The following is a 22954-nucleotide window of genomic DNA, read 5'->3' on the forward strand; positions in this document are numbered from 1 at the left end:
TTAAAATCCAAACGGATTTTTGGGGCGGGGGGTCTTTTTTTGTCCAAAATCCGTTACAACGCGCGTTTAAAGGTAGTCCGAATTTTCGTATTAAATCGTACAAAGCAGCTCGAACCAGGCTTTAATGATGGACGTTTGTTCGAAGAATCGTACAAAGTAGCTCGAACCAGGCTTTAATGATGGACGTTTGTAGGTCGCCGGGAGGTGCATCCCCCTTGCTTTATTTCTCAATGATCTCCAGCTTGCATTCGCATCTTAGACGTCGAATCCATTCTTCCCAATGACATCCTGAATAAAATAGTAGCTGATCTTCGGATGGCGCTCCAGCGTCTCGTAGTTCGTATAGACGATGCCGAAGCGTTTGCGGTAGCCTTCCGCCCACTCGAAGTTGTCGAGCAAAGACCAGGCGAAGTAGCCCTTCAGCGGCACACCGGAACCGATCAAGCGATGACACTGGATAAAATGCTTGCGATAATAGTCGGTACGCTGGACGTCATGCACGCGGTTGTCAGCGGTCAGTTCGTCCTCGTAACAGGCGCCGTTCTCGGTGATGTAGATCGGCGTATCGCCGTATTCCTCATGCACCCAGCTCAGCACCTTGTACAGTCCGTCCGCATAGACGTTCCAGTCCATATACGTCTTATCGAAGCCGATTTGCACTTCCTCGCAGTCGAACAGACCCTCGCCTTCCTTATAACGTCCGAAGCCGCCGCTGTAGTAGTTGACCCCGATAAAATCGATCTTCTGCGCGATCGTCTCCATATCTCCCGGAAGGATCGGCACCGTCGCCCCTTTGGTTTTGAACCAATCGACCATAAACTGCGGATAGCTGCCTTTGAACGTCGGATCCATAAACCATTCGTTGTTAAACGCGCGGTTGCGGCGAGCTGCCTCGATGTCTTGGGGCGAAGTCGTATACGGCTCAAACCAGTACAAGTTGTGCGTCGTGCCGATTTCTCCCGAAATACCGAGCTCGCGGAACTTCCTGACCGCCTCGCCATGCGCGACCATGCAGTGGTGGGCGACGTTGATCGCCAACTGAAGATCACGGTTGCCCGGAGCATGGGCGCCGATATAGTTGGACAGGAACGATACGCACCACGTTTCGTTAAACGTAATCCACTGCTTGATCTTGCCGTCGAATGCCTTGAACATGACTTCCGCGTAGTTCACGAACGCGTCGATCGTCTCGCGGTTGTCCCAGCCGCCTTTGTCCTGCAGCGCCTGCGGCAAATCCCAGTGATACAGCGTGGCGCAAGGCTCGATGCCCGCGGCAAGCAAGGCGTCCACGACCTTCCGGTAATACTCCAGCCCCTTCTCGTTCACGTCGCCCGTCCCTTGCGGGAAAATGCGGGGCCAGGCGATCGAGAAGCGATACGCCTTCACCCCCAACTTTTTCAACAGAGCCACGTCTTCCTCATACCGATGATAGCTGTCGCACGCCACGTCGCCGTTGTCGTCGTTGAACACCTTGCCCGGCGTATGGGAGAACGTGTCCCAGATCGACAGCCCTCGCCCGTCCTCTTGATATGCGCCCTCGATCTGATAAGAAGCCGTTGCCGTCCCCCAGACGAAATCCTGTGGAAATTGAATGTTGGCCATAAAAAATCCCTCCGTGCCCGCTTAGAATAGAAAACGTTTTCTAAGATGTGATTTCGACGGAGGGGAGAGCAATTCCTGTATGCGATTTTGGCGTGTCTTTATTGCTTTTTAGCGGTGGGCAGCTTGGAGACGGCTTCATCCTGCAGCTTGTCGCGAAATTTCTTGACGGCCGGCACGTCCGTCTGCTCTCCGTTTTTGCCTTTGATGAATACTTGATCCTTAGATTCCGCAAGAATGTCCAGGAACTCCTTGGCGTATTGGCCCGCGATCGTTCCTGAATGAGAAGTTGCCATCCGCTCGTATTCACTCTTCAGCTCGGGCAGCACGGCGAACGTCTCGTAATCGAAAATCGGCGTATTGTCAAGTCCAATAAAATAAAAGCTCAAGTAGCGGACGTAGTAGTCCTCTGCTTGTTTTCTCTCGGGGGTGTCCGGAAACGTAACGATGTAGCTCTCGCTCGCCAACACTCTCGTCGCCAGCTCATCCCAGGAAATCACCAGTCCCGCATCCTTCGCGGACGGCGCATCGGATTCCTTCGCCATCAGCTCCAGGTAAGCTTTCATGGCTACCGAAACTTTATCCCCGAAAGCCGTCAGCTTGCCGTAATCCACGATGGGAAAATAGTAGCCCTCCGCGGTGTCGATTTTGTAGCCTCCGGCTATCGTATTCTCGACGAGTTGGCGGACGTCATCGTCCTTCAGCCCTGCGATCGCTTCATCCGTCAGCGGCCAATCCAGCTTGGACAACGCTTGCTGCACCTTTGCATCTTCGAAGCTTTTTTCGGCTTTCGGCAGATCCTTCTTGTAGAAGGCTTCCAACGCGCGAATCAGCTCATCCGCTTGAGCGGGTTCTAGCGAATCCTGCCCGATCGCTTGTTTGAGCCCGGCGTACAGCTCGTTGGCCGGTTTACTGGCAAGCGTCATAGCGCGATACTCGCTCACGATCCGCTCGCCCATCTCCTGCGTCGATTCCTCAGGCGCTGCCGAACCTGAAGGTACAGGCTCAGTCGCCGTTGGGGACGGCGTCGAGGTCGCGGTAGGCGTATCGGGTGCGTTATTTTTGGTCCCGCATGCGGATAGCGCAATGGACAAAACCAGCACAGATGCGGCAAATTTAATTCTTTTGTTCGTACTCATGGGTATGACCTCCCGTAAAAATGCAATGTGTCTAGTGGAGCGATTCAGCGGATTTCCGGTCGCTCTCCTGGTTATTACAACGTTTTAGGGGGCAACGATGTTGCAAAGGATTGGCGAGAGCGGAAGAATGGGCCTATTCTTGCGCCATGATCTCCCTACTATTAAACTTGTGAGGCTAAAGTGGAAACAGGACGCTCTCCGCGAACCTTAAGCTCACACCATTTTCCCGGGAGGTTCACGCAAAATGCCGGATTCGATCCTCGCGAGCTGCTTACACAATTGAAACAAACCGGACGAACAGTCGAGGATATACAACTCCGAATTCTCGAGTTAGTTAACCTGGAACGAGCCGCAAGCAAAAGCGCCTTCGGCGTACCATAGGCGCTGAAGCAATGCGCATTGCTCAAATTTACTGGGACAGAGTGTTCGACTCGATCCGCTCAGGCAAAGCCTAAACGACTTGTTAGTCTAAGGCGGAAAAGCCGCGTTAAAAGTGCTGCCGCACTTTTTTGGAGGCGAATAAGACGGGTTATCCGCTTTAAATCCGCAAAATCGCTTATTCTGAAAAGATAAGCCCGATTTTCCTTCTTAAATCGCTTGTTTTCGCTCATTTTGGAGAATTACGGTGGATTTTCCGCTTTAATTTTCTGACTCGGTTGGCCGCCCGCACTCAGCGAATTTTATCCTAACTGAATCGTCAAAAAAAAGCCTGCGATGCCCCTTTGACCAAGGAGCTATCGCAGGCTTTTCTGCTGTTATCGCAGCTTCGCAATGTCCATTAGTTTCACCAACACGATCGCCGCTTCGGCACGGGTCAGCTTATCGTTAGGGCGAAGACGATTCCGATCGTCGCCTTGCAGCAATCCCGCTCCCACGGCTCGGCTCAGGCTGTTCGCGAACAAATCGGGAATGTCGGATTGATCCGCGAAATCCGCCGTCGCCCGGGCCCCCGTCGGCACTTGGACCGCCGTCTGCTTCAGCGCCCGCATTAACATAGCCGCCAACTCCGCCCTGGTGATCGTCTCCGTCGGAGCGAACCGCTCCTTCGATCTGCCCGAGACGATGCCCGCTTCGACCGCTGCCGCAACTTCATTCGCATACCAGCTTCGGGCATCTACGTCGGAGAAGCCAGTCTCCGACACGGAAACGTCGCCGCCCTTAATTCCCAAAGCCCTAACCAGCAAGGAGGTCATCTCCGCCCGGCTTACCGCCAAGTTTTTGCCGAAATCGGCTTCCGATATGCCGTTGACGATTCTCCTGGCCGCCAGTTCGGTGATTGCCGAATAGGCCCAATGAGAAGCCGGAACGTCGCGGAAAGCTCTGACGTATTCCAGCACGCCATAAACGCTAAAGTGATTCAGGTCCGCAACGACGAGCCCGCCGGGTTCGCTCCGGCCTCCCTCGTACTCCAGACTCCTGCCGTTCAGATAATAAATGCCGGACCAGCCAGGATTCACGTCCCTCCCGCTCTGCAGAACGATCCGCACGGGCTTGCCGAAGGTTCTAAGCGGCAAAGCTTCCCCGTCGGGCCTAGAGAGCGAGAGCTTCAGTTCGTAGAAATCGCTTCCCCGCTTCAGCTTCGCGTTAACGGACGAAGCGGCATCCTTCAACATCGCATCCGCGTCTCCATCCGCCAACCGTACGACCTCAAGGTCGAAGGCCCACTCCTTCATCCCCGCCGTTCTGGCTTGCTCGATCAGATCCGCAGCAAAGTCAGCAGGAAACGTCAGGCCGATCCCCTGCCCCGCGAACTCGATCGGACCGGACGCCAGCTCTTCCAAGAGCTTTTGCGGAATTCGAATCTCGTTCGTTCCTTCAGGAATTACGATCCGGGTGCCTCCTCCCTGACGAGGAAGCAGATGCGCCTTAGTGACTTCAAGCCTTCCGTCCGCGTTCGGCTCGGAAACCGGCGCAGAGCCTCCGCCTCCGCTCCCGCCGGAAGACCCGCTTCCGGAACTCCGGATCACTTCGAAGCCGACGCTCGCTTCGCCCGATGCGGTCGATGCTTTCGCACGATAGGCTCCCGGCGCGGTAGCGGCCGGGATGTCGAGCACCGCCGCGAATCGGCCATCGGCATCCGTCTTGGCCGACGCACTCCCGCCAAGCGCGGATACCGTTACGTTCTCACCTGCGACAGACGTTCCGCTGCCCGCCTGCGTCACCGTCCCCGCAAGCCGCAAGGCGGAGCCCGCGACTATGGCGGCCGTCGGCGAATCCAGCAAGATCGTTTGTCTGCCGTCCACCTGCGCCGCGGCGCCGACCGCCAGCGTTCCGGATAGACTGTCGCGCAGCGCCTTCGCCGATCCGCCGCCCGGCAACGTATACGTCGCATAAGAGATCGCCGGATACAATATAATCGCATCGATATCGGCAGGAACGGACTCATCGGGATTTTCCAGAACCAACGTCGCCACGCCTTGCGCCAGCTCTACCGAATCGATCCGCCGAATCTGCACGACATCGTTGCCCGTACCCTTGAGAGCTGCCGTCTTCGGTTCAAGCGCGTTAAAGCCGACATTCACCTTGGCGTTCGGATTCGCGATATAGCTCAGCATGACGTCGTATTTCCCGGCTTCGGGCACCTCGATATCGAAGCTTCTCCGTTGCCCGGAAGGGATCTGTACGTAACTCGACCCGGACAGATCGGTGTTCGAGTACCGGATCTCCGGCACGCTCATCCGGTAAAGCTTGCCTTCCGTGACCATCGCGTAGCCTTCATGCGGAGGGTTCTTCGTCGAAACGACATCGAAGCGGATTTCCAGCTTCGTCGTCCCCTCCGGAATTTTGGCGACCGGCGTCGTCTTCACCGAACTCGATCCGGCATACCACGTACGCGGATGATACTTCATGTCGTTCGCGTCCGCGACGCGGACTCTGTCTCCGTTAGGCAGTACCGCGTACACCTCGGCCTTCAACGACGTATCGAATTCCACCCTCGCCGCGAATTCCAGCTTGACCGCATCCCCGGCTTGGAATCCTCCTGTAGCTCCGCCAACCGGAAGCTCGGTTTTGAGCCAGCTTCCATTAAACAGACGCAGATTGTTATAACCCGTCGCGGCGACAAACAACGCCTTCGATCCCGTCCAACCGGGATAAACCTCCCGCTCTCCCGTCAGAGCTTGAACGTCCTCGTAGATTTTCGCTTCGTCCGTCCCCGAGTCCGCATCCTGCTTAACGAGCGCAGCGTTCGGATCGTTCAGATCGCCGTTCGGGAATACCAATCTTTCGTCCGGAGGGGCCGCTCGTTGGTACAACGCCTCCGCCTCCAGCGTCAATGCCGGATTGCCCGCCGTCTTGCGGGCGTACAGATAGGCTTCCGCGATCGGATTTTCCAGCACTCGGGCCAAGCCGCGTATGGCTTCGTCCAGCGATTCGGCTCCGCTGTTGATGTTGACCTCGCTGTCGTAGAAGCCGTCGTACGCATAGCCTTGCGTCTCATTGAACATCGGGAATCCGCGCTCGTTGTTCCCCGTCCACCACGATGCCGCGATTCCGGCTAGCTCCGCGTATTTCGCTTGGCCCGTTACTTCGTAGAGCGCAAGCAGGTTGTCGACGTAGCTGGCCGTTCCGTAGTTGATCTGCGGATACGGCTTCTTGTTCGGATGCATCGTCTCCGCTCGGCCGGAGATCAGCAGGTCGGACAGGAAGCTGTCCGCCGCGTGCTCGGCCGCTTCGATCCAGGCCGGAACGCCGACGATCCGGCCGGCATAAGCCATCGCCCGAATCTGAACGCTGCCCCACTCGTCCCAATTGTAGATTCCCGGCATGCCTTCGTAGCGGTGCATGTATCCGCCGTAAGGGTACTCCCGGAAATCCCCGGCCCGAGTGGCCGCGACCGCTTCGCCCAGCTTGCGAACGGATTCCTGGATCGCGGACTTCGTCGCGGCGTTGTCGGCTACTTTGTCATGCTCCGCCAACGCGTTGATCGCCGCCGATGTGAGCCAGGAATCTCCGTAGAGCAGCCATTTGGCCGTCCGGATTCCGCTGACATCGCCGTATTGGCCGTAATACGGGTCGGTCATCTCCTTAAGACGTTTCAAGCAAAGCGCAAGACGGTCCTTCACCCGGCCGGCCAACGCGGCATCGTCCGCTTGGAGCAGCGGCAAGGCCGTCGCGAACGCTTCGTAAGAGCGTACCGCCCACCAGCTGAAGCTTTTACGCGAAGAAGCGCTATCCTTCGGCCGAATCGTGCCGTCCGGATCCTGAACGACGAAGTTGTCGAAGTCTCCGTCCTCGTGCTGCATCCACATGAGGAACTCGAGTCCTCGTTTGATCTTGTCGTAGCTGAGCGCATCGCCGTACAGACCGAAGTGTTCCGCGTAAGCGATGACCGCGCGCGAAACGTCGTCCACCGCGGCGAAGCCTTCCTGGGGATCGCCTACCCAGGCGTACCCTTTGGAAGGGTCGCTCCGGTCGATCGGCTCGGAATACAGGTGCGTGACCATCATCGGCACGCCGTCGATCTCGACATTCTCGTTCATGAAATTAAAGTGCTTCAGGTTCAGATAGAATTCTTCCCCGATGCGAAGACCGAATTTCTTGAAATAAACGAGATCCTTGGCGGTCAATTGTCCGTCCTCGTCGAAGTCCCCGGCAGAATCGAACGTACCGCCGGCGATGCGTTCTTCGAGCCAAACTCCGTCCGCCTCGTCAACCGTTCCGTCGCGGTTCAAGTCGTAGACCGAGGCCGCGGATCTTTCCGCCGTTAACGTTAACCCCTTCAACCGGACGGGAACGTTCGTATCGTTGTGAAGCTCGATCCAGAGCTCCGTCGATGCCGCATCGATCATGCCCTCCGCCGCGATCACCCGGCCTGCGGCCGAGAACCATCGACCGCGCGGAGTCCCGGCGATGTCGTCGATATCTCGAAGCGTGTTGCTTCCGGCGTTTAAGCGAACGAACACACTGTCCGTACGGTTAACCGCCGTCGGGACGAACAGGTTCGCCTTGACGCCGACCTTGTCTCCGGCTTGCGGCAAAGCCGGCAAGTTGCCGATCGGAAGGCTGCGCCAAGCCGCCGCCCCGGGCTCCAGATAGACGCCGGTGCTTACGGAGACCTTGTCGTTATACTCCCAGTTGCCGGTCAGCGGCCCGGAGAAATCCCCGTTCGGAACCGCGTACGGCTTGACCCGGTCAGCGGCGTCTATCCCCCACGCTTCGACTCGCGTTACCTCGATTGTTCCCGCCGTATCGTTGTGCAGCTCAATCCAGAGCTGATCTTGACCTGGAGGAATCCTGCCGTTTAATTCCTTGGCTTGGGAGAGCAGTTCGACCGGCGCCTCTCGCGGCACGCCGGCCAGACTGCTCGCCTCCGCCAATTGCCCTCCCGCAACCAATCGCACCGTTACGTTGTCGTCCGTCGTAACGTCGCTGCTCAGTATCGCATACACCTTTGCGTAGACAGCGTCGCTTACACTAGGCCCATCTGCGTCGTTCGTGACGGATATCGGCTGCCAGACGGCCGCTCCCGGCTCCAGAATCAACGTCCGCTCGGCCCTGATTTTATCCGTCGCGCCGGGCGAATTGTTGTTGTCCCACCCGGTCAAGCCTTGGCTGAAATCGCCGTTATTCAGCGCGTATGAAACTTGAATCGTATCCCCCGTCGAAGCGATTGCCGTAGATGTCCATACAGGGATCAAGAGCGTTAAGGATAACAGAAAAGCCGTAAGCCGCTTCATGATCATCCCTCCCCATAGTCATGCGACGATTGTTTCTACGATAGCGATCGTTTGCGTTAATGCTCGTATTCCAGGAACGGGTCCTCGATCTCGATGCGGTAAGCTTCGGCGTCGCTCGCCCCGACGTACAGGTCGGCGAAACCTCCGGCTTTTCGCACGAGCCCGCCGCTGAAGACAACGTCTTGCAGATCCGGCCGCTTGGTTTCGCCCGGAGGGAAGCTGCCGCGCGACGCGATGATTTTCATCCGCGTGGCTTCGCCGCTTGCCGGGTCGACGGCGAACGTCATCGCCCGGTACCGTCTATCGCCTCCGTCGAACTCGGCGACGTGTCCGAGCACGCCGATCCAACCGTTCGAGAGCAGATGAGCCTCGTTGGCCCCGCCCCACTCCAGCGGAGAAAACTGTTCGTAGAAAGGCTGTGCGTCCGCGATCAGCTCGGTCGACACTTCCTCCAGCGAGCCGGCTTTCGCGAAGCCGATGACGCTGCCCGGCCCCCCGCCGAGCAAACCGCCAGGCCTGGAGAATACGCCGATCTCGCCGCTTGCGAGCTCGATCAGCCGGACATCCTTCATCCGTGCCGGCCCCGTCAGGAACGGCCGCAGGCTGCGAACGTCGCTCCCCCGATAGAAGCGGGTCTCCCAGGAGACGATTCGCTCCGGTTCGAGAGGATCGGCGATGACGGCGACTCCGCCGAAGATCAGTTCCCCATTAATCCTCGTATAGAAAGGGTCCTGAAGCTCGTAGACGGGGTAATCGGGATGCGGAGTCCAGACGTCGTCTTGCCGCCGGAAGAAAAGAACGTTCGACCTTTCGGTCTCCCGTCCTTCCACCCGGCCCGCCAGGATGACGTCTCCGCCATCCTTGAACGGCGCCGTAATGTTGTAGACGTCGCGGTCCCCTACACCTTCGAATACGAGCCGCCGCGCCGAGCGTCCCCCGTTTTTCCCGGAGAACTCTTGCATCAACTCCGCGCAGCTTTGAAATCCGGAACGTTGTATCAGCATATCGGTCTCTTGCTCCTTATTGTCCTTCGTACGGATTCGTCTTCAAGAACTCGGAAAACTGCTTCTCCAGCTCCTGACGCACCTTCTCGTAGCCGGCTTTTTCGAACTCCTTCTGCACCTTGGCTAGCGTACCTTCGATGTCGTCGGTGACGCCGTCCCCGATCGTCCGGAGGAGCGACTTCACGTCGTTCAGCTTCGCCGTCTCGTTCTTGACGTTGTCCGTCACGAAGTTAAAGCCCGCGGACAGCTTCTTGAAGAAGAAGTTCGTATCGCCCAAGTTATTCAGCGTCGTCACCACGTCGTCAGGCGTATTCCCGTCGTAACGAACCATCGTCGGGTTCCAGGTCAGCGTAAAGCCCGGGAAGTTGTAGTTGGCCGCGGCGTCCACGCCGGCCGGAATCGAGTATTTGCTGTCGCCCTCGGCCGTCCAATGCTTGCCTTCAATGCCGAACTCGAACAAGTCGTGATTGTTCAGATCGCTGAACAGCCAATCGAAAAACTGCATCGTACGCTCGATGTTCTTCGAGTTGGACGGAATAGCCGCGAAGTTCCAAGCCTTGAAGTCGCTGCCGACCGCTTTAGGCGTTCCGGTCAAATAACCGGGGTTAATAATGAAGTATCCCAGTTTCGCCCCGGGGATCGCCGTCTCAAGCTGCTGCTTCTGCGACGGATAAATGTCCAGAGTCCGCACGACGGACGCGGCTTTGCCCGACATAAACTGGCCGTCCGGATCCTTCTGGGCCAGTATGTCCTTCTCCAGGTATCCTTTCTTGTACCATTCTCTCGCCATTTTGAAGCCGGCGAGCGGATCGACGGACTTCAATTCGTCCGGCAGAAGCGCCATGAATTCGGGGTCGCTCCAAGGATTCACCGTCTTCGCCACGTACAGCGAACCGTCCGGCTTGATGGCGATGCTGCTGTTCGTGCCGGCCACATACGTCTCGAAGTTGTGTTTCGTCGTAAGCGGCGTTACCATCGTCCACAATACGTCGGAAATCAGATCCTGACTTCCGTTCCACGAAAGAGGGACCATGCCTTTCTCATTCGTCACGATGGCATCGTAATACTTCGTAAGATCCTCGACCGATTTGATCTCGGAGATCCCGTGCTTCTCCGCGAGGTCTTGGCGATAGTAGATGACTCCGCCGCCGTCGAACCCGTGCGTAAACGGAATACCGTAAATATGAGACTCGCCGTTGGCGTCGATAAAGCTGTTATTTTTCAGATATTCCGGAGTAAACGCTTTCTTCAAGCCCGGGTATTGATCGTTGTTAAAGTAAGAGTCCAGATTGGCCAATTGGTTCTTCGCGATCATCTGATTGATGTTCGGGGCCGTCCACTGTGCGACGAACGCGCTGTCGACCTGCTCTCCGCCCGCGATTTTCAGGGATACCTGCTGACCGATGTTGTCGAAGGTCGTGAAGTTGAATTTGAACTTCGTATTCAAGGTGTCCTTCGTGTCCGCGTAAAACCGGTCGAGCACCGCCTGCAAGTCGTTAACGTCCGCCGTTCCCGAAGGCATGTAAAATTCCAGCGTAACTTCCTCCGGCGGCGCTTTGGCGGATTCGCCCGGTTCGCTTGACTCGCTCGGTTTCGTCGCTTCGGATGCCGACGGGGAAGCGGGCGTCGAAGCGCTCGGGGAGCCCCCGCTTTCTTTCTCGTTTTTCGAGCATGCCGCCATAACGGATAGAAGCAGCAGTAACGCGATAGCCAACGCCGTGCTTTTTCTCGTTATTCTAGTCATCCCATTAACCCTCCCGTAGATTTGAATCTATGCTAACCGGCCATGCCGGCAATAGCCTTCCTTAACCTTTCACAGCGCCGATCGTCAGTCCCTTGATAAAATATTTCTGAAGAAACGGGTACAACAGGATGATCGGGCCGATCGAGACCATCGCCGTCGCTACGCGGATTCCGATCGTCGGGATCGTCTGTCCGCCCAGCGCGGCCCTGGCCGAGGCGCTAAGCGAGGAGTTCAGGAACTCCGCCTGCTGCTGAAGCCTCATGATGAGGAACTGCAGCGTGAACAGCTCTTTGTCGTTAATGAAGAGAAGCACCCGGAACCATTCGTTCCAATACCCGATTGCCGCGAACAACGCGATCGTCGCCAGAATGGGCATCGATAGCGGGAGAATGATTTTGAAATAAATATAAATCTCGCTCGCGCCGTCGATCTTCGCGGATTCCGCCAATGCTTCCGGGAGCGTAGCGAAGTAGTTTTTCATCAGGAACACGTTAAATCCGTTCAGGGCGGCCGGGATGATCAGCACCCAGAGCGTATCCTGAAGATGCAGGAAGCGGGTCGTCAAAATATAGGTCGGGACGAGGCCGCCGTTGAACACCATGGTGATATAGCAGAAAAATGAAAGCCTGTTGCGGTACTTCAGAGATTTCACCGAGAGCGGATAAGCGAACGAACTCGTCAGAAAGACGGTAAGCACCACGCCCGCAATCGTAGTCAGCACCGTAACCCCGTAGGCGCGATAGACGCTTCCCGTTCCGGTGAAGATCAGCTTGTACGCGGTCAGGTCGAAGCTGCGGACCCACAGTCCGTATCCGCTGCGAATGAGCTCCAGCTCGTTGGTGAAGGAAGCCATGAGAGCGATCCACATCGGGAGGACGCACAGGATGGAGAACAGGCCGATCGAGACGTAGAAGACCAGCATCATCGTCCGATCTCCGATAGATAGACGGTTCATAGAGGATTCTCCTTTCTCCCGGTCTCTTGGGAGTGTCTGCAAACCCGCTGTCCTCGGGGTATGCAGACACGCCCTAGAAGAGCGCCGAATCTTTCTCAATTTTTCGCGTAATCCCGTTTACGGAGACGACGAGAATAAAGCCGACGAACGCCTGGAACAGACCGACTGCGGAAGACATGCCGATATCGTTGTTCATTCTCAGCGCGCGGTAGACATAGGTATCGATGACATCGGTGGTCGGCCTGAGCAGCGGGTTGTCGCCGATCAAGGCGAAGATCATCCCGAAATCCCCGTAGAAGATGCCTCCGACCGAGAGAATGAGCAGCAGGATCGTGGTCGTCTTCAGCATCGGCAGCGTCAGGTAGAGGATCGACTGGAACCGGCTGGCCCCGTCGATCTTCGCCGCCTCGAACATCTCCTGATCCATGCCGGCCAGCGTGGCCAGATAGATGACCGTTCCGAAGCCGACGCCTTTCCACAGCTTCAGGAGCACGAGGATGAGCGGCCACTTCGACGCGTCTTGATAGAAGTTGATCGGCTCCAGCCCCAGCGCCGTCAGAACGGCGTTGACGACGCCCGTATCGGTCGAAAACACGGCGATGGAGAAAATCGATACGACGGTCCAAGACAGAAAGTTGGGCAGGAACATGAACGATTGCGCCAGCTTCTTGAATCGGTTGCCGGCAACCTCGTTGAGCCCGATCGCCATGAACATCTGAACCGCCAGACCGGTGACGATAAACAGGGCATTCAAGTAAAGGGTGTTGAAGGTAATCGCCACCCAATCGCCTGAACCGAAGAAAAACTCGAAATTGGACAGCCCGACGAACTCGCTCTTCATTCCATATAACCCGGCCATCGGGTTGTAATCCACGAAGCTTAAATACAAGCCGACCATCGGTAAATAATTAAAGACGATCAGGAACACGATTCCCGGCACGGTCAAAAGGTACAAATAGCGGTTCTTCGCAATTTCGTGCAGCATCCGATTCCCTCCTTAGGCCGTCGGCGAAGGTTCCGCAGAACCCCGCACGAGGTGGGCGACGAGGTCGTCCAGTGGAATCTCCGCGTATCCGACGCTCGTATCGCTCGCTCCGTAATACATTTTCACGACGCGGTTCTCGACGAGGACGCCGCAGGGGAAGATCACGTTGCCGAAAAAACCCTCGACCTCGAATGCTTCTTCCGGCTCCATGAACGGGAGGGCGCTTCGGGCGACGACTTTCCACGGTTCGTCCTTGTCCAGCAGCAACGCGCCCAAACAGTAGCGATTGTCCGCGTCGGCGCCGTGATAGATTTCGAGCCAGCCCTCTTCGATCTCGAAAGGCACAGCCCCGGCTCCGATCCGCCCGCCGTCCCACTCCCCTTCGCGCACGCCGATCAGATGGCGATGGTTGCCCCATAGCCGAAGATCGTCCGATTCGGCGATCCACATCTCCGGCTTGCCGTAGTGGGAGCACGAAGGCCGATGAAGCGCGTAGTATTTGCCGCCGATCCTTCTCGGAAAGATGACGACGTCCTTGTTGTCGGGATGAAACACGTTGCCTTCCCGCCGGAAGCTGACGAAATCCTTCGTGGACAGGAGCGCCGTGCAAATCCCGTACTCCGAGATCGCCGAGTAAGTAATATAGAAAGTACCTTCGATCAACGTGATTCGCGGATCCTCTATGCCATAGCTCTCGTAAACGGAACTCGGCAGGACTGCAGGCTTATCGTCGATCTCGAACAGAATGCCGTCTCGGCTGCGGGCGACCCGGAAATGAGAAATTGAAGTTAAGTAGTTTTTATCCGGCGTCCTGATGACTCTTACGTCCGAGAAATCGACGTTCGGTCCTCTTTCGATCGTCCGAACTCCCAATCGGTTCGTCTGAGCATCGTAGACAGGCGTATAATAGACGTCCGGGTTATCGTTGATCGGCCTCTCCGCGACGCGGAGCAACAGAATGACTTCATCCCGGTGCTGGGCGACCCCGGCGTTAAAGACGCCGATGACCTCCCAACCCGCTTTGGAAGCGTTAACATCTTGCGGCGTAATAATCGGGTTTTGCGGCGATCTTACGATCGGCATATCGCTTCTCTCCATTCCTGCTGAAATCGGAATTTGCGTCATTTACGGCCATGGGTAATTTTACCTTATGTTTGCGATTATAAATTAAGTTAAATTCAAATGTCAATCCCCATAAATAAAGTTATTTTTAAGTAACAAAACAAAGAGATTAAAGAGGGGAGAATTCTATCAGTCCTTGTTTTCTCTTGTCAGATCTAAGCGAACCGGGAATCTTCCCTATCGTTCGATTTCTCAGCTGTTCATGTCCTTTCGGCTGTTTTGTAAAGTAACTTTCTCGTCTCCATTGCTAATAATTGACTTGTAAAGTTACTTTCGTTTATATTTTATGAAAAGAGAACATTATTATTCTTAGGAGCTAGCCATTATGCAATCGAGAAAAGTAACGTTGGATACGATAGCAAACCGCTTGGGCATTACGAAGGTAAGCGTCTCCAAAGCGCTTAACAATCAACCGGGCGTTAGCGAAAGCCTGCGCAAAAAGATACTTCAAACCTCGAGCGAACTCGGCTATCTTCCTAAAAGCGCGTCCAAGCAAGCCAATAACGTCTCCAAGCTGGGGATCGTCGTGCCGAAGCGCTTCTTCCTCGACACCGACAACTTTTATACGAAAATTTACTACCACATGAATCAGGAATGCACGCAGCTGGGAATCAGCCTGTCCATCTATCTGCTCGATCCGGAGCAGGAACAAAGTCGCGCGCTCCCTCTCTCCCTGGCCCAGGACGCCTCGGAGCTGAGCGGCCTCTTCATTGCCGGCGAAGTGAGCGACAGCTACGTCGAACTGCTGGCCGCCCATGCTTTCCCGGTAATCGCCATCGATTTCTACAAAACGGATCTTGAGCTCGATTGCGTCATTCCGGACAACTTCCAGTCCGGTTACGCGGTCACTAAGTACTTGATAGACAGAGGCCACTCCCAGATCGGCTTCGTCGGCAACCCGCGCTATACGACCAGTGTCATGGATCGTTATTGCGGCTACTTAAAAGCCCTTAATACCTATCGGCTGGAGGCGCCCCCGGACTGGCTGCTCGTCAACAACGACGACGACGGGACTTATCAGGTCGACTTCGAGCTGCCCGCCGAGCTGCCCACGGCCTTCGTCTGCCATTGCGATATGGCCGCCTACAAGCTTTTGCTTAAGCTCCAGGCCGAAGGCGTGTCGGTCCCCGAGCAGGTGTCTCTCATCAGCTTCGACAATACCGATCTGAGCCGGACGATTTCTCCGGCCCTGACATCCGTCAACATCGGCAAGGAAGACTTCGCGGTCGAAGCCGTGTCCCGCATGCTGCACTGCATCAAACACCCGGAAGAGCCTTCGAAAAACATCTACTTGCCGAGCAAGATCATCGAACGGGACTCGGTTAGGAAACTGCATTAGCCACCGGACGACTATCGATTCGCAAAGTTCGCGCCGGGGATTCATCATCGGATCCCCGGCGCCTCCCATGAGCATCGACGAGACGACGTTCGTCCCGCTTCGGTGTGACTATTGTTCCAGTTAGAACTCCACAACTCCCCTTACCTGCTCTCGAATTCAACGATTCCCCCCTTTCTTTTTTCAATTCCATTGTGTACCGAACAATTGTCTTCATCATGCGCATTTATACAGTTGACATATACAGTCTGACTGTATAATATAAGTTATACAGTCAGACTGTATAGTTGAACTGAACTCTGGAAGCATCCCCTAACGGATGCTTCCAGACGCTTCAAGGAGGTTAGGTTAGCCATGAACAGAGACAAAAATTTGCCTCTGACAGAAACCGTGTATTATATTCTGCTCTCCCTGATCGAGCCTGCGCACGGGTACGTGATTATGCAGAAGGTCGAGGAGTTCAGCGACGGCCAGGTGAGGCTCGCTGCAGGAACGCTATACGGTGCAATCGAGAATCTGCTGAAGCTGAAATATATCCAGCCGGTCTCCACCGAGGACAAGAGAAGAAAGGTCTATCACATTACTCCCAAAGGTCAGGAAATTCTGCAGATGGATATGCAGCGCATGGAGCACATGATCAACGTAACGAAGCAAGCCCTAGCGAAAATGTGAGGTGAACGCAATGAAGAAACTTAAACTGTTCCGAAGCTATCAAGCGGAAGAGAAATGGTTAAGCGAACAAGCTGCGGCAGGTTGGAGGCTCGTAAAGAAAGGCTTATTCTATACCTTTCGCAAGCATTCTCCGCAGCAACAGACGTTTAGCGTCGATTACCGCACCTTCAAAAACAAAGCCGATTACGAAAGCTATCTCAGCTTGTTTTCGGACGCAGGCTGGACTCATGCAGCGGGCAAAATCCGTTCCGGCGAACAATACTTTACCGCTCCTGCTCAACAGGACAGCGAGTTATCCATCTTTTCCGACAAAGAGTCCTCGCATTCCCGTTACACCAAGAAGGCTTGGCATAGCTTGTTGAAAGCCCTGTTTATCTTTGTTTTCATGATCCTTAGCAGCTTGTCCAATAGTCTCTACGATATCGGGATTATTGTCCATCCCAGTCGCGCCTTTCTGACGCCGGGAATCTGGGAGAAAACCGGAGGAGCGTTCTGGCAAGCCTTCTTCTTCGAGCTCCCGTTTGCAGCCTTGCGCATCGGTCTCTACGTTCTGCTGATCGGTTACGTCCTGCTATTTGCGTTTTACGCTGCATGGGCCTTGATCTGCGCAAAAATCGATAGAGGAATCGACAATGAACAAATGGAATAGCGGAGCTGCGATTGGCGCCCTTGGAACCTTACTGCTGTTGTCGGCTTGTTCCCCCAAACCGATCGACCAAATTCGATATCCCGACAAAAAAATCATCGCTCTGGGCGAGGCCACGCATGGGAACAAGGAGTTCACCGAACTGAAGCTGAAGGTTTTCCAGCAGTTGGTCGAACAGAAGCAAGTACGCCACTCCTTCAACCATGTTGGAGTGAATGTTGGCCAATAAACGAAGAGCACCGCTTCAAGCCGTCAGTGATCGATAGTCCATCACCAGGCAATCGAAGCGGTGCTTCTGTTGGTATTTACTTCAATCCAATATCGCTCTGGAAAATAAATCACGGATCAGCTCATTATTTTCACAAGCCTGCTTGAACTCAGTAGCAAATCGAAGCAGCGCTTCCCTATCTTTGGAATAAGCACAGAACATGCCTGCCTCCGGGTCGAAACGCACAATCCCCTCCAACTCGGGCAGCTTCTCCTCCAAATAAACGGCAGCCAGCGAACCCCAATCGTAGCCGTTGCCTTCGAAGCCTTCGTCTGCACGCGTATCAAACAGTTCCTGCTTATAGCTTCCTGCATTTAAGATAATCGAGACATTCCCGCTGTCATGCTCGATCCAAACAAACGGCTTAAGCTCCTCTTCGAAAGAATTCGCCCCTTGATCCTCCAAATCGGATTCAATAGCCGCCAGCTTGTCCACCAAACGCTTGATTGCAGCCTCCGTTAGGCTTAATATGCCTCCGTCGTCCACAATATCGCCTTGCTTGATCCGTTCGTCCAGCCAGTCCGTAATAAAACCGGGCGCATAGCCGCCTGTACCGAAGCCTTTGGCAAAGACGATGATCTCCGAATAATCCGCTAAATATTGCTCTCGCGTTACCGCCGGGTTAACATTGGCGTACAACCAGAACTGGATATCATACATCAGCGCAGACAGCTCGTCCGCATGAAGCGAGAAATGTCCTTTATCCCCTACAATCCGGGTACAAATATTGCGGATTACCGCTTCAATCTGGCTGATTCCCTTTGCCTTCTCGCATAATGATTTCAACAGAGGTGAGAAGGGTGCATTTTCCACCTTGTCCAAATCATCGGCCTGGTCCTGCTCGGAAGTGTCGAATGCCTCCTCATTAACCAGTCCTACGATAAAAGTCGCAATGCTCGGGGCAAGGAAGGTAATCCGGTAATTGGCCTCCTGATCCACATGAACGACAGCGGGCTCGCCGTCCCGGCCGCATGCGCGATAATCCAACATAATCACATCGTGCCCTGCCGACGGGCAGTCGCATAGGACCACCCCAATGTCCGGATAACCCCAATCATCCAGCATAAACTGGCTGCCCAAATCGCCGCACAAACTGTACGTTTTTTCGCGCCCGATCCCCATAATACCGGTAATCGCTACGTGATCCTCCGCCCATGAGGTCGCAATTGCAGTTGGAAAACAAGTATTTACCGGCACGCCGCCATTCTGCTGCTGCATCAGCCAAATATAATCAGCGGGAAGCTTGTAGCCAAGCTCCTCCTCTATGGATGCAATCATCTCTGCAGTAGGCGGCGCCTCTACATAGTTCTCGTCCGCATAATCGCTCCGCTCCCAAAACTGACTGAAATCGCGCTCTTGAAAGGGCACACGATTAATTTCCTTAATCGCCTCGGCTTGCCTCTCCATAGTATCGCGACAAGCTTCTATAAACTCCTGTGTTGTTTCATCAGGCTCTAGTTTGTCGGCCTGCTCAAATGCAGATAAAGCCTCTTCCCATCGTTGCAAGAAAAAATAAGAATAGCCGATGCGCCAGTGCCACACTGAATCCTGTCTTCCCTGCTGTTCGATCGACAACAGCTGCTGCAACGCTTCGCTGTAACGTCCCAAATTGTTAAGCGCACGGCCATAGTGACTTACAATTTCATAGTCCCTCTCCGACTCGGGCAACTGTTCGATTGCTTCCGCAATTTGGTCATGCTGATCATCTTCATACCAGCTTTTCAACTTGTTCAACAATTCTTTTGACATTACTCCACTTCCTCTCGTCCAAAAAAGCAAGCAGGCGCCAGTTGGTGTCCGCCTCTTCCAATCTATTCTAGTTCATCATTTAGAATGAGTGAAGGAAGAGAAGCTTCCCGAGGGTTAATCAAGCAAAATTACCTATGATTTATTGATCGACTAAGCTGAAAGTCTATGTTAAATGTTGGACAATCGCATCTTCTGAACTATACTTGTCTGTAGATTCAAGCTGTCTTCCATCCCAATCCTCTCATACAGGCACTGCAATTCGCGCACACGTTCCTCCAACTATGAGTTCCGGATTCAGCTTTTTCTGCATAACATGTTTTTTTTCAGGCTCGAAAATGGTCTGTAGCATGTATTCGGCGGATAACGTTCCTAAATCCTCAAAGGTAGCGTCAATGTATGTGAGGGGCATAGGCAGCAAATCGGCCCAGCCGTTTTTAATCACAGATATGACGGAAAGATCGGAAGGGATGGATAAATTCAATAGATCCATTGCCTTTTGGGCACCCAACACAATCAAGTCGTCGGCGGTGACGAAGGCGGTCGGGCGATCCTCCCAAGACATAACATGTAACGTGGCTTCATAAGCCGATTTCAAGGTGAGGTCGATGTGTATTTCGCTTAAGTCTCTAATAGGCATCCCTGCATCACGGTAAGCATCTTCTGCCCCTTTACGAATATCCACTGCTAATGTCATGGAAGAAGGTGCGTTTAGAAGACATATCTTGCGGTGACCGAGGCCAATCAACCTTTGAACCGAAAGGTAAGCCGCCTTGACATTGTCTACATCCACGTAATTGATTTGCTCCAGTTCCAAACCGGGTCGACCGATGATGACAAACGGAACTTTTGCAGCTAGCAACTCCATTACGTCCTCATTATTCACGGATGGACAAGTTAGGATCAGTCCACCGACACGCTTCTCACGATACAGTTTTTTAAACAATTCGCTGTAATTACGCTCGTCCGGTGACGTAAACAATTGAAGCACAAAGTCCTGTTTCGCATAATAATGACATATTTTAGCGGAGATCGTAGAGAAGAACATATTTTGTCTCACTTGTTCCACGTCGAAAGGCATGAACAAACCGACAGTTTTTACCGTTTTAATCGCCAAATTACGAGCTGCCACGTTGGGATGATAATCGAGCAACGCAATTGCTTTTTGGACTTCCACGATTGTCTCGAGTTTGACAAGCGGTGAGTTATTGATGACCCGGGAAACCGTTTGTCTGGATACACCTGCCAACTTTGCGACATCGTTTATTGTACTGGACATGAAGCATGCTCCTTAGACTACTGATATTTCAGAGATTATCTGCTTGCGAATGCGTAACGACCTGCTTCGATTTCATATACCCGATATCCGTTTTCGTCTTTGATATATCGTATGCCGCTGGCCTGATCAGCCGGCAACCCATTTTCCGTTATTTGCCCTGCCGGTAATACAGGAACGTGAACCCTTGCACGCGATTGAACTGGGACATGCACCGTCAGTTTGAACGAGATGTCCACCGTACGGGTCCATGCAACATGAATGATCCCTTTGACCGTGTCAAGCGTCGCTTCGGCCGACGTTAGGTCGCCAAGCGGGTAAGGCTTGACCTCCATTTCGGACCAACCGGCTGCAGTTTGCCGAATGCCGGCTATATACTCATAAAACCATTGCACGATGGTCCCGAACATATAATGATTTCTCGAACGTGTGTTAACATCCCAATATTCCCATAACGCAGTCGCTTCCTGTTGAAACCATAGCCCTATGCTCGGATAAGTAAGCTGCGTCGCTGCCCGATAGGCTGCCTCTCCATATCCCAAACGTGTCAGAGTCGGGTAAAAATACTTATGCCCAATAATACCCACATCGGCATGACCGTTCGATCGTCGTTCAATATCATGGAGCAGGCAGTTCTCGACCACTCTTTCAACATTCGAGGGTACGACTGAGAGTGCAAGCGGCAGTATATTTGACGTTTGCCGATATCCCGTTGCCTTATTCGTATAGTAAAGTCCATTCTCCAGATCGAGACAATCGCGGTTTATGGCTTCAGCCGTTTCTTCAGCTAATTTCCCGTACCGCTCGCTATCCATCGAAAATCCCAATATGCCCGCAATGTCAGTCATCGTTCGCAGCACCAAATGGAGGTGGAACGAGGAAGTCAATTGACCTCCCTCCGGGGAACGTCCTTCCGGATAACCGGGAGCCAGCCAATCACCCAAGTCGCTGCTGGACATTCCTCTGTCAAGCAAGGCGATCTCATATTCGACGTATCTTTTCAAGTTGCCGTAATGCTCCCGAAGCACCTGGACATCGTCATAGTACCAGTACAAACGCCAGGCGATCAGGACATAGGCGCTACTCCATTCAGGTGCGTGAAAGTCCCCCCATCCGCTATCGGGAATCATAACGGGAATATACCCGTCATCCCGTTGGGAATCGCGCATGTCGATCAGCCACTTTTCCCAGAACAAGGCCATATCAAACTGAAAGGCAGCCGTTTCGGCAATCAACTGGGCATCGCCAAGCCAGCCATTTTTCTCATATTTGGGCGTATCGGTAATAATGCCGTGAAAATTGTTCAACAGCGTCTTACGGGTTGCCTCGTGAATCCAATTAAACAGAATATTGGAGCACTGAAAATGTCCCGTTGACCGCAAATCGGTATGAACGCGTTTGCCAACCACATCCGAAAGACTCAGTCTGATTCCTTGCCCAATAATCTCTACATACCGAAAGCCCTTATAGCTGAATTTAGGCTCCCATTTTTCAGCCCGCTCGCTTGATTTTATGTAGTGATCCGTTTGTATTTCCGCCTCGATCGCAGTCTGACGGTTATCGACACGGCCGGTTTCATCCAGCTTTTCGCCGTAAATAAACGAGACGGATTGTCCCGATCCCCCACCTTGAATATTCGTTTCCACCCACCCGGCTATCGTGTCGCCCATATCGAAAACATAATGGCCCTCCCCCAAAACGGTCATTTTTGCAGCATCCACTTGACCTACGACTCGAATCGGCGGCATAGACTGGGTTTCGAGCCGTCGCGATGGTGCGGGAACTACCTTCGGTTTAATGGTCTCCGCGGCATTAAAACCGGCTTTACTCCAATTCGTCCGGCACTTTCTTGCGTCGTACTGCTCACCGGCAAATATGGAATCGGATATGGTCGGTCCTTCCCCAATCAACTCCCAACGATCGTCCGTCTTGACGAGAAGCACGGTACCGTCTATGTATTGAATGACCAATTGGGCAATAAACCGGGGATTGTCATTCCACTTGACCCTATGCCAGTTCCAGACATTGGGTGTTTGCAATCCGTAAAACCCTCTGCCAAGCTCAACGCCGACACAGTTCTTTCCCGCCACCAGCTGCGCTCCGACATCATAGACATGATATAAATTTCGTTTATTATAAACGGTAAAAGCCGGTTCCAACTTGTAGTCCCCAACTTTGCTGCCGTTCAGATACGCTTCGCAATAACCGGCAGCGCTTATATACAGCCTGGCTTGTTTGAGGAGCTTGTCAACTTGGAACTCGCTTCGAAATAGCGGTGCATGTTCGCTGTCAGATGAGAGCCACACACCGGACCAATCCTCCGTATGAAGGAAGCCCGTCTCCCACCAAGCGATTGGACTCCATGTGGAAATACGATCCTTCTCGTCCCACACGCATACTTTCCAGTAATAGCGGGTAGCCGATTGCAGTTTTTCTCCTGAGTAGTCGATAGAAACACAGCGGTCGCTCGCGCATTTTCCGGAGTCCCATACTTCTCCGATTTCGGAATCCAGATTCTGTGCAATTGCGGAAACCAGAATGCGATAGGCCGTTTGACGTTGCCCACGCTGCATAGACTCGTTTATCCATCCAAGCCGGGGATTGGACTTGTCCGTTCCCAAGGGGTTCATTGCGTATTCGGTTGTCAGCGAACTTACCTTAATCATAGGAATAGCTTCCTCTCTTATATGAGAACAAGGGGATGTCCCATAAACCAGCCAAGTTGTTGTGAAAGATAATCGATGATTAAGGTTCAAGGGGGGGTACATCCCCCTTTCTTTGTCT

The 22954-nt window shown here is 53.9% G+C and carries 15 protein-coding genes; 4 read left to right on the plus strand and 11 right to left on the minus strand.

Going from position 1 to position 22954, the window contains the following annotated elements:
* Positions 1-255: 255 nt before the first annotated feature.
* The 8 genes from DFP98_RS35760 to DFP98_RS35795 form a co-directional block, all read right to left on the minus strand.
* A complete protein-coding gene (locus tag DFP98_RS35760) occupies positions 256-1602 on the minus strand; it encodes a GH1 family beta-glucosidase (RefSeq protein WP_116065431.1) in 1347 nt (448 codons plus the stop codon).
* Positions 1603-1700: 98 nt separating this feature from the next.
* The gene (locus DFP98_RS35765) at positions 1701-2738 is read right to left on the minus strand and encodes a hypothetical protein (protein ID WP_116065432.1); all 1038 of its coding nucleotides are present in this window, start codon (positions 2736-2738) and stop codon (positions 1701-1703) included.
* A gap of 755 nt (positions 2739-3493) precedes the next feature.
* The gene (locus DFP98_RS35770; RefSeq protein WP_181918152.1) at positions 3494-8416 is read right to left on the minus strand and encodes an S-layer homology domain-containing protein; all 4923 of its coding nucleotides are present in this window, start codon (positions 8414-8416) and stop codon (positions 3494-3496) included.
* A gap of 56 nt (positions 8417-8472) precedes the next feature.
* Positions 8473-9420: a DUF1861 family protein gene (locus DFP98_RS35775; RefSeq protein ID WP_116065434.1), complete on the minus strand. Its 948-nt coding sequence runs from the start codon at positions 9418-9420 to the stop codon at positions 8473-8475.
* A 16-nt stretch (positions 9421-9436) separates the two neighbouring features.
* On the minus strand, positions 9437-11164 hold the full coding sequence (locus tag DFP98_RS35780; RefSeq protein WP_116065435.1) for a DUF3502 domain-containing protein: 1728 nt from the start codon (positions 11162-11164) through the stop codon (positions 9437-9439).
* A gap of 61 nt (positions 11165-11225) precedes the next feature.
* Positions 11226-12119 carry a carbohydrate ABC transporter permease gene (locus DFP98_RS35785; protein WP_116065436.1) on the minus strand — a complete coding sequence of 298 codons (894 nt, stop codon included), beginning with the start codon at positions 12117-12119 and terminating at the stop codon, positions 11226-11228.
* A 73-nt stretch (positions 12120-12192) separates the two neighbouring features.
* On the minus strand, positions 12193-13104 hold the full coding sequence (locus tag DFP98_RS35790) for an ABC transporter permease (protein ID WP_116065437.1): 912 nt from the start codon (positions 13102-13104) through the stop codon (positions 12193-12195).
* A gap of 12 nt (positions 13105-13116) precedes the next feature.
* Positions 13117-14187 (minus strand): glycoside hydrolase family 130 protein, encoded by a 1071-nt coding sequence (locus DFP98_RS35795; RefSeq protein WP_116065438.1) that lies wholly within the window; start codon positions 14185-14187, stop codon positions 13117-13119.
* A 364-nt stretch (positions 14188-14551) separates the two neighbouring features.
* Between DFP98_RS35795 and DFP98_RS35800 the strand changes: the two genes are divergently transcribed.
* From DFP98_RS35800 to DFP98_RS35815, 4 genes are all read left to right on the plus strand, one after another.
* A complete protein-coding gene (locus DFP98_RS35800; protein ID WP_116065439.1) occupies positions 14552-15565 on the plus strand; it encodes a substrate-binding domain-containing protein in 1014 nt (337 codons plus the stop codon).
* Positions 15566-15916: 351 nt separating this feature from the next.
* Positions 15917-16234, plus strand: a complete 318-nt coding sequence (locus DFP98_RS35805) for a PadR family transcriptional regulator (RefSeq protein ID WP_116065440.1) — start codon at positions 15917-15919, stop codon at positions 16232-16234.
* 10 nt (positions 16235-16244) lie between these two features.
* A complete protein-coding gene (locus DFP98_RS35810; protein ID WP_116065441.1) occupies positions 16245-16883 on the plus strand; it encodes a DUF2812 domain-containing protein in 639 nt (212 codons plus the stop codon).
* Positions 16867-17109 carry a hypothetical protein gene (locus tag DFP98_RS35815; protein ID WP_116065442.1) on the plus strand — a complete coding sequence of 81 codons (243 nt, stop codon included), beginning with the start codon at positions 16867-16869 and terminating at the stop codon, positions 17107-17109. The genes DFP98_RS35810 and DFP98_RS35815 overlap by 17 nt, the downstream gene beginning before the upstream one ends.
* 81 nt (positions 17110-17190) lie before the next feature.
* Here DFP98_RS35815 and DFP98_RS35820 read toward each other — a convergent pair whose 3' ends face one another.
* The 3 genes from DFP98_RS35820 to DFP98_RS35830 form a co-directional block, all read right to left on the minus strand.
* Positions 17191-18897: an Imm51 family immunity protein gene (locus DFP98_RS35820; RefSeq protein WP_116065443.1), complete on the minus strand. Its 1707-nt coding sequence runs from the start codon at positions 18895-18897 to the stop codon at positions 17191-17193.
* Positions 18898-19138: 241 nt separating this feature from the next.
* A complete protein-coding gene (locus DFP98_RS35825; RefSeq protein WP_116065444.1) occupies positions 19139-20173 on the minus strand; it encodes a LacI family DNA-binding transcriptional regulator in 1035 nt (344 codons plus the stop codon).
* Between the two features lie 35 nt (positions 20174-20208).
* Positions 20209-22926, minus strand: coding sequence for an alpha-L-rhamnosidase (locus tag DFP98_RS35830; RefSeq protein ID WP_181918153.1), 2718 nt, complete (start codon positions 22924-22926; stop codon positions 20209-20211).
* Between the last annotated feature and the right edge of the window lie 28 nt (positions 22927-22954).

Source organism: Cohnella phaseoli (genome assembly GCF_003386235.1).
Classification (GTDB): domain Bacteria; phylum Bacillota; class Bacilli; order Paenibacillales; family Paenibacillaceae; genus Cohnella; species Cohnella phaseoli.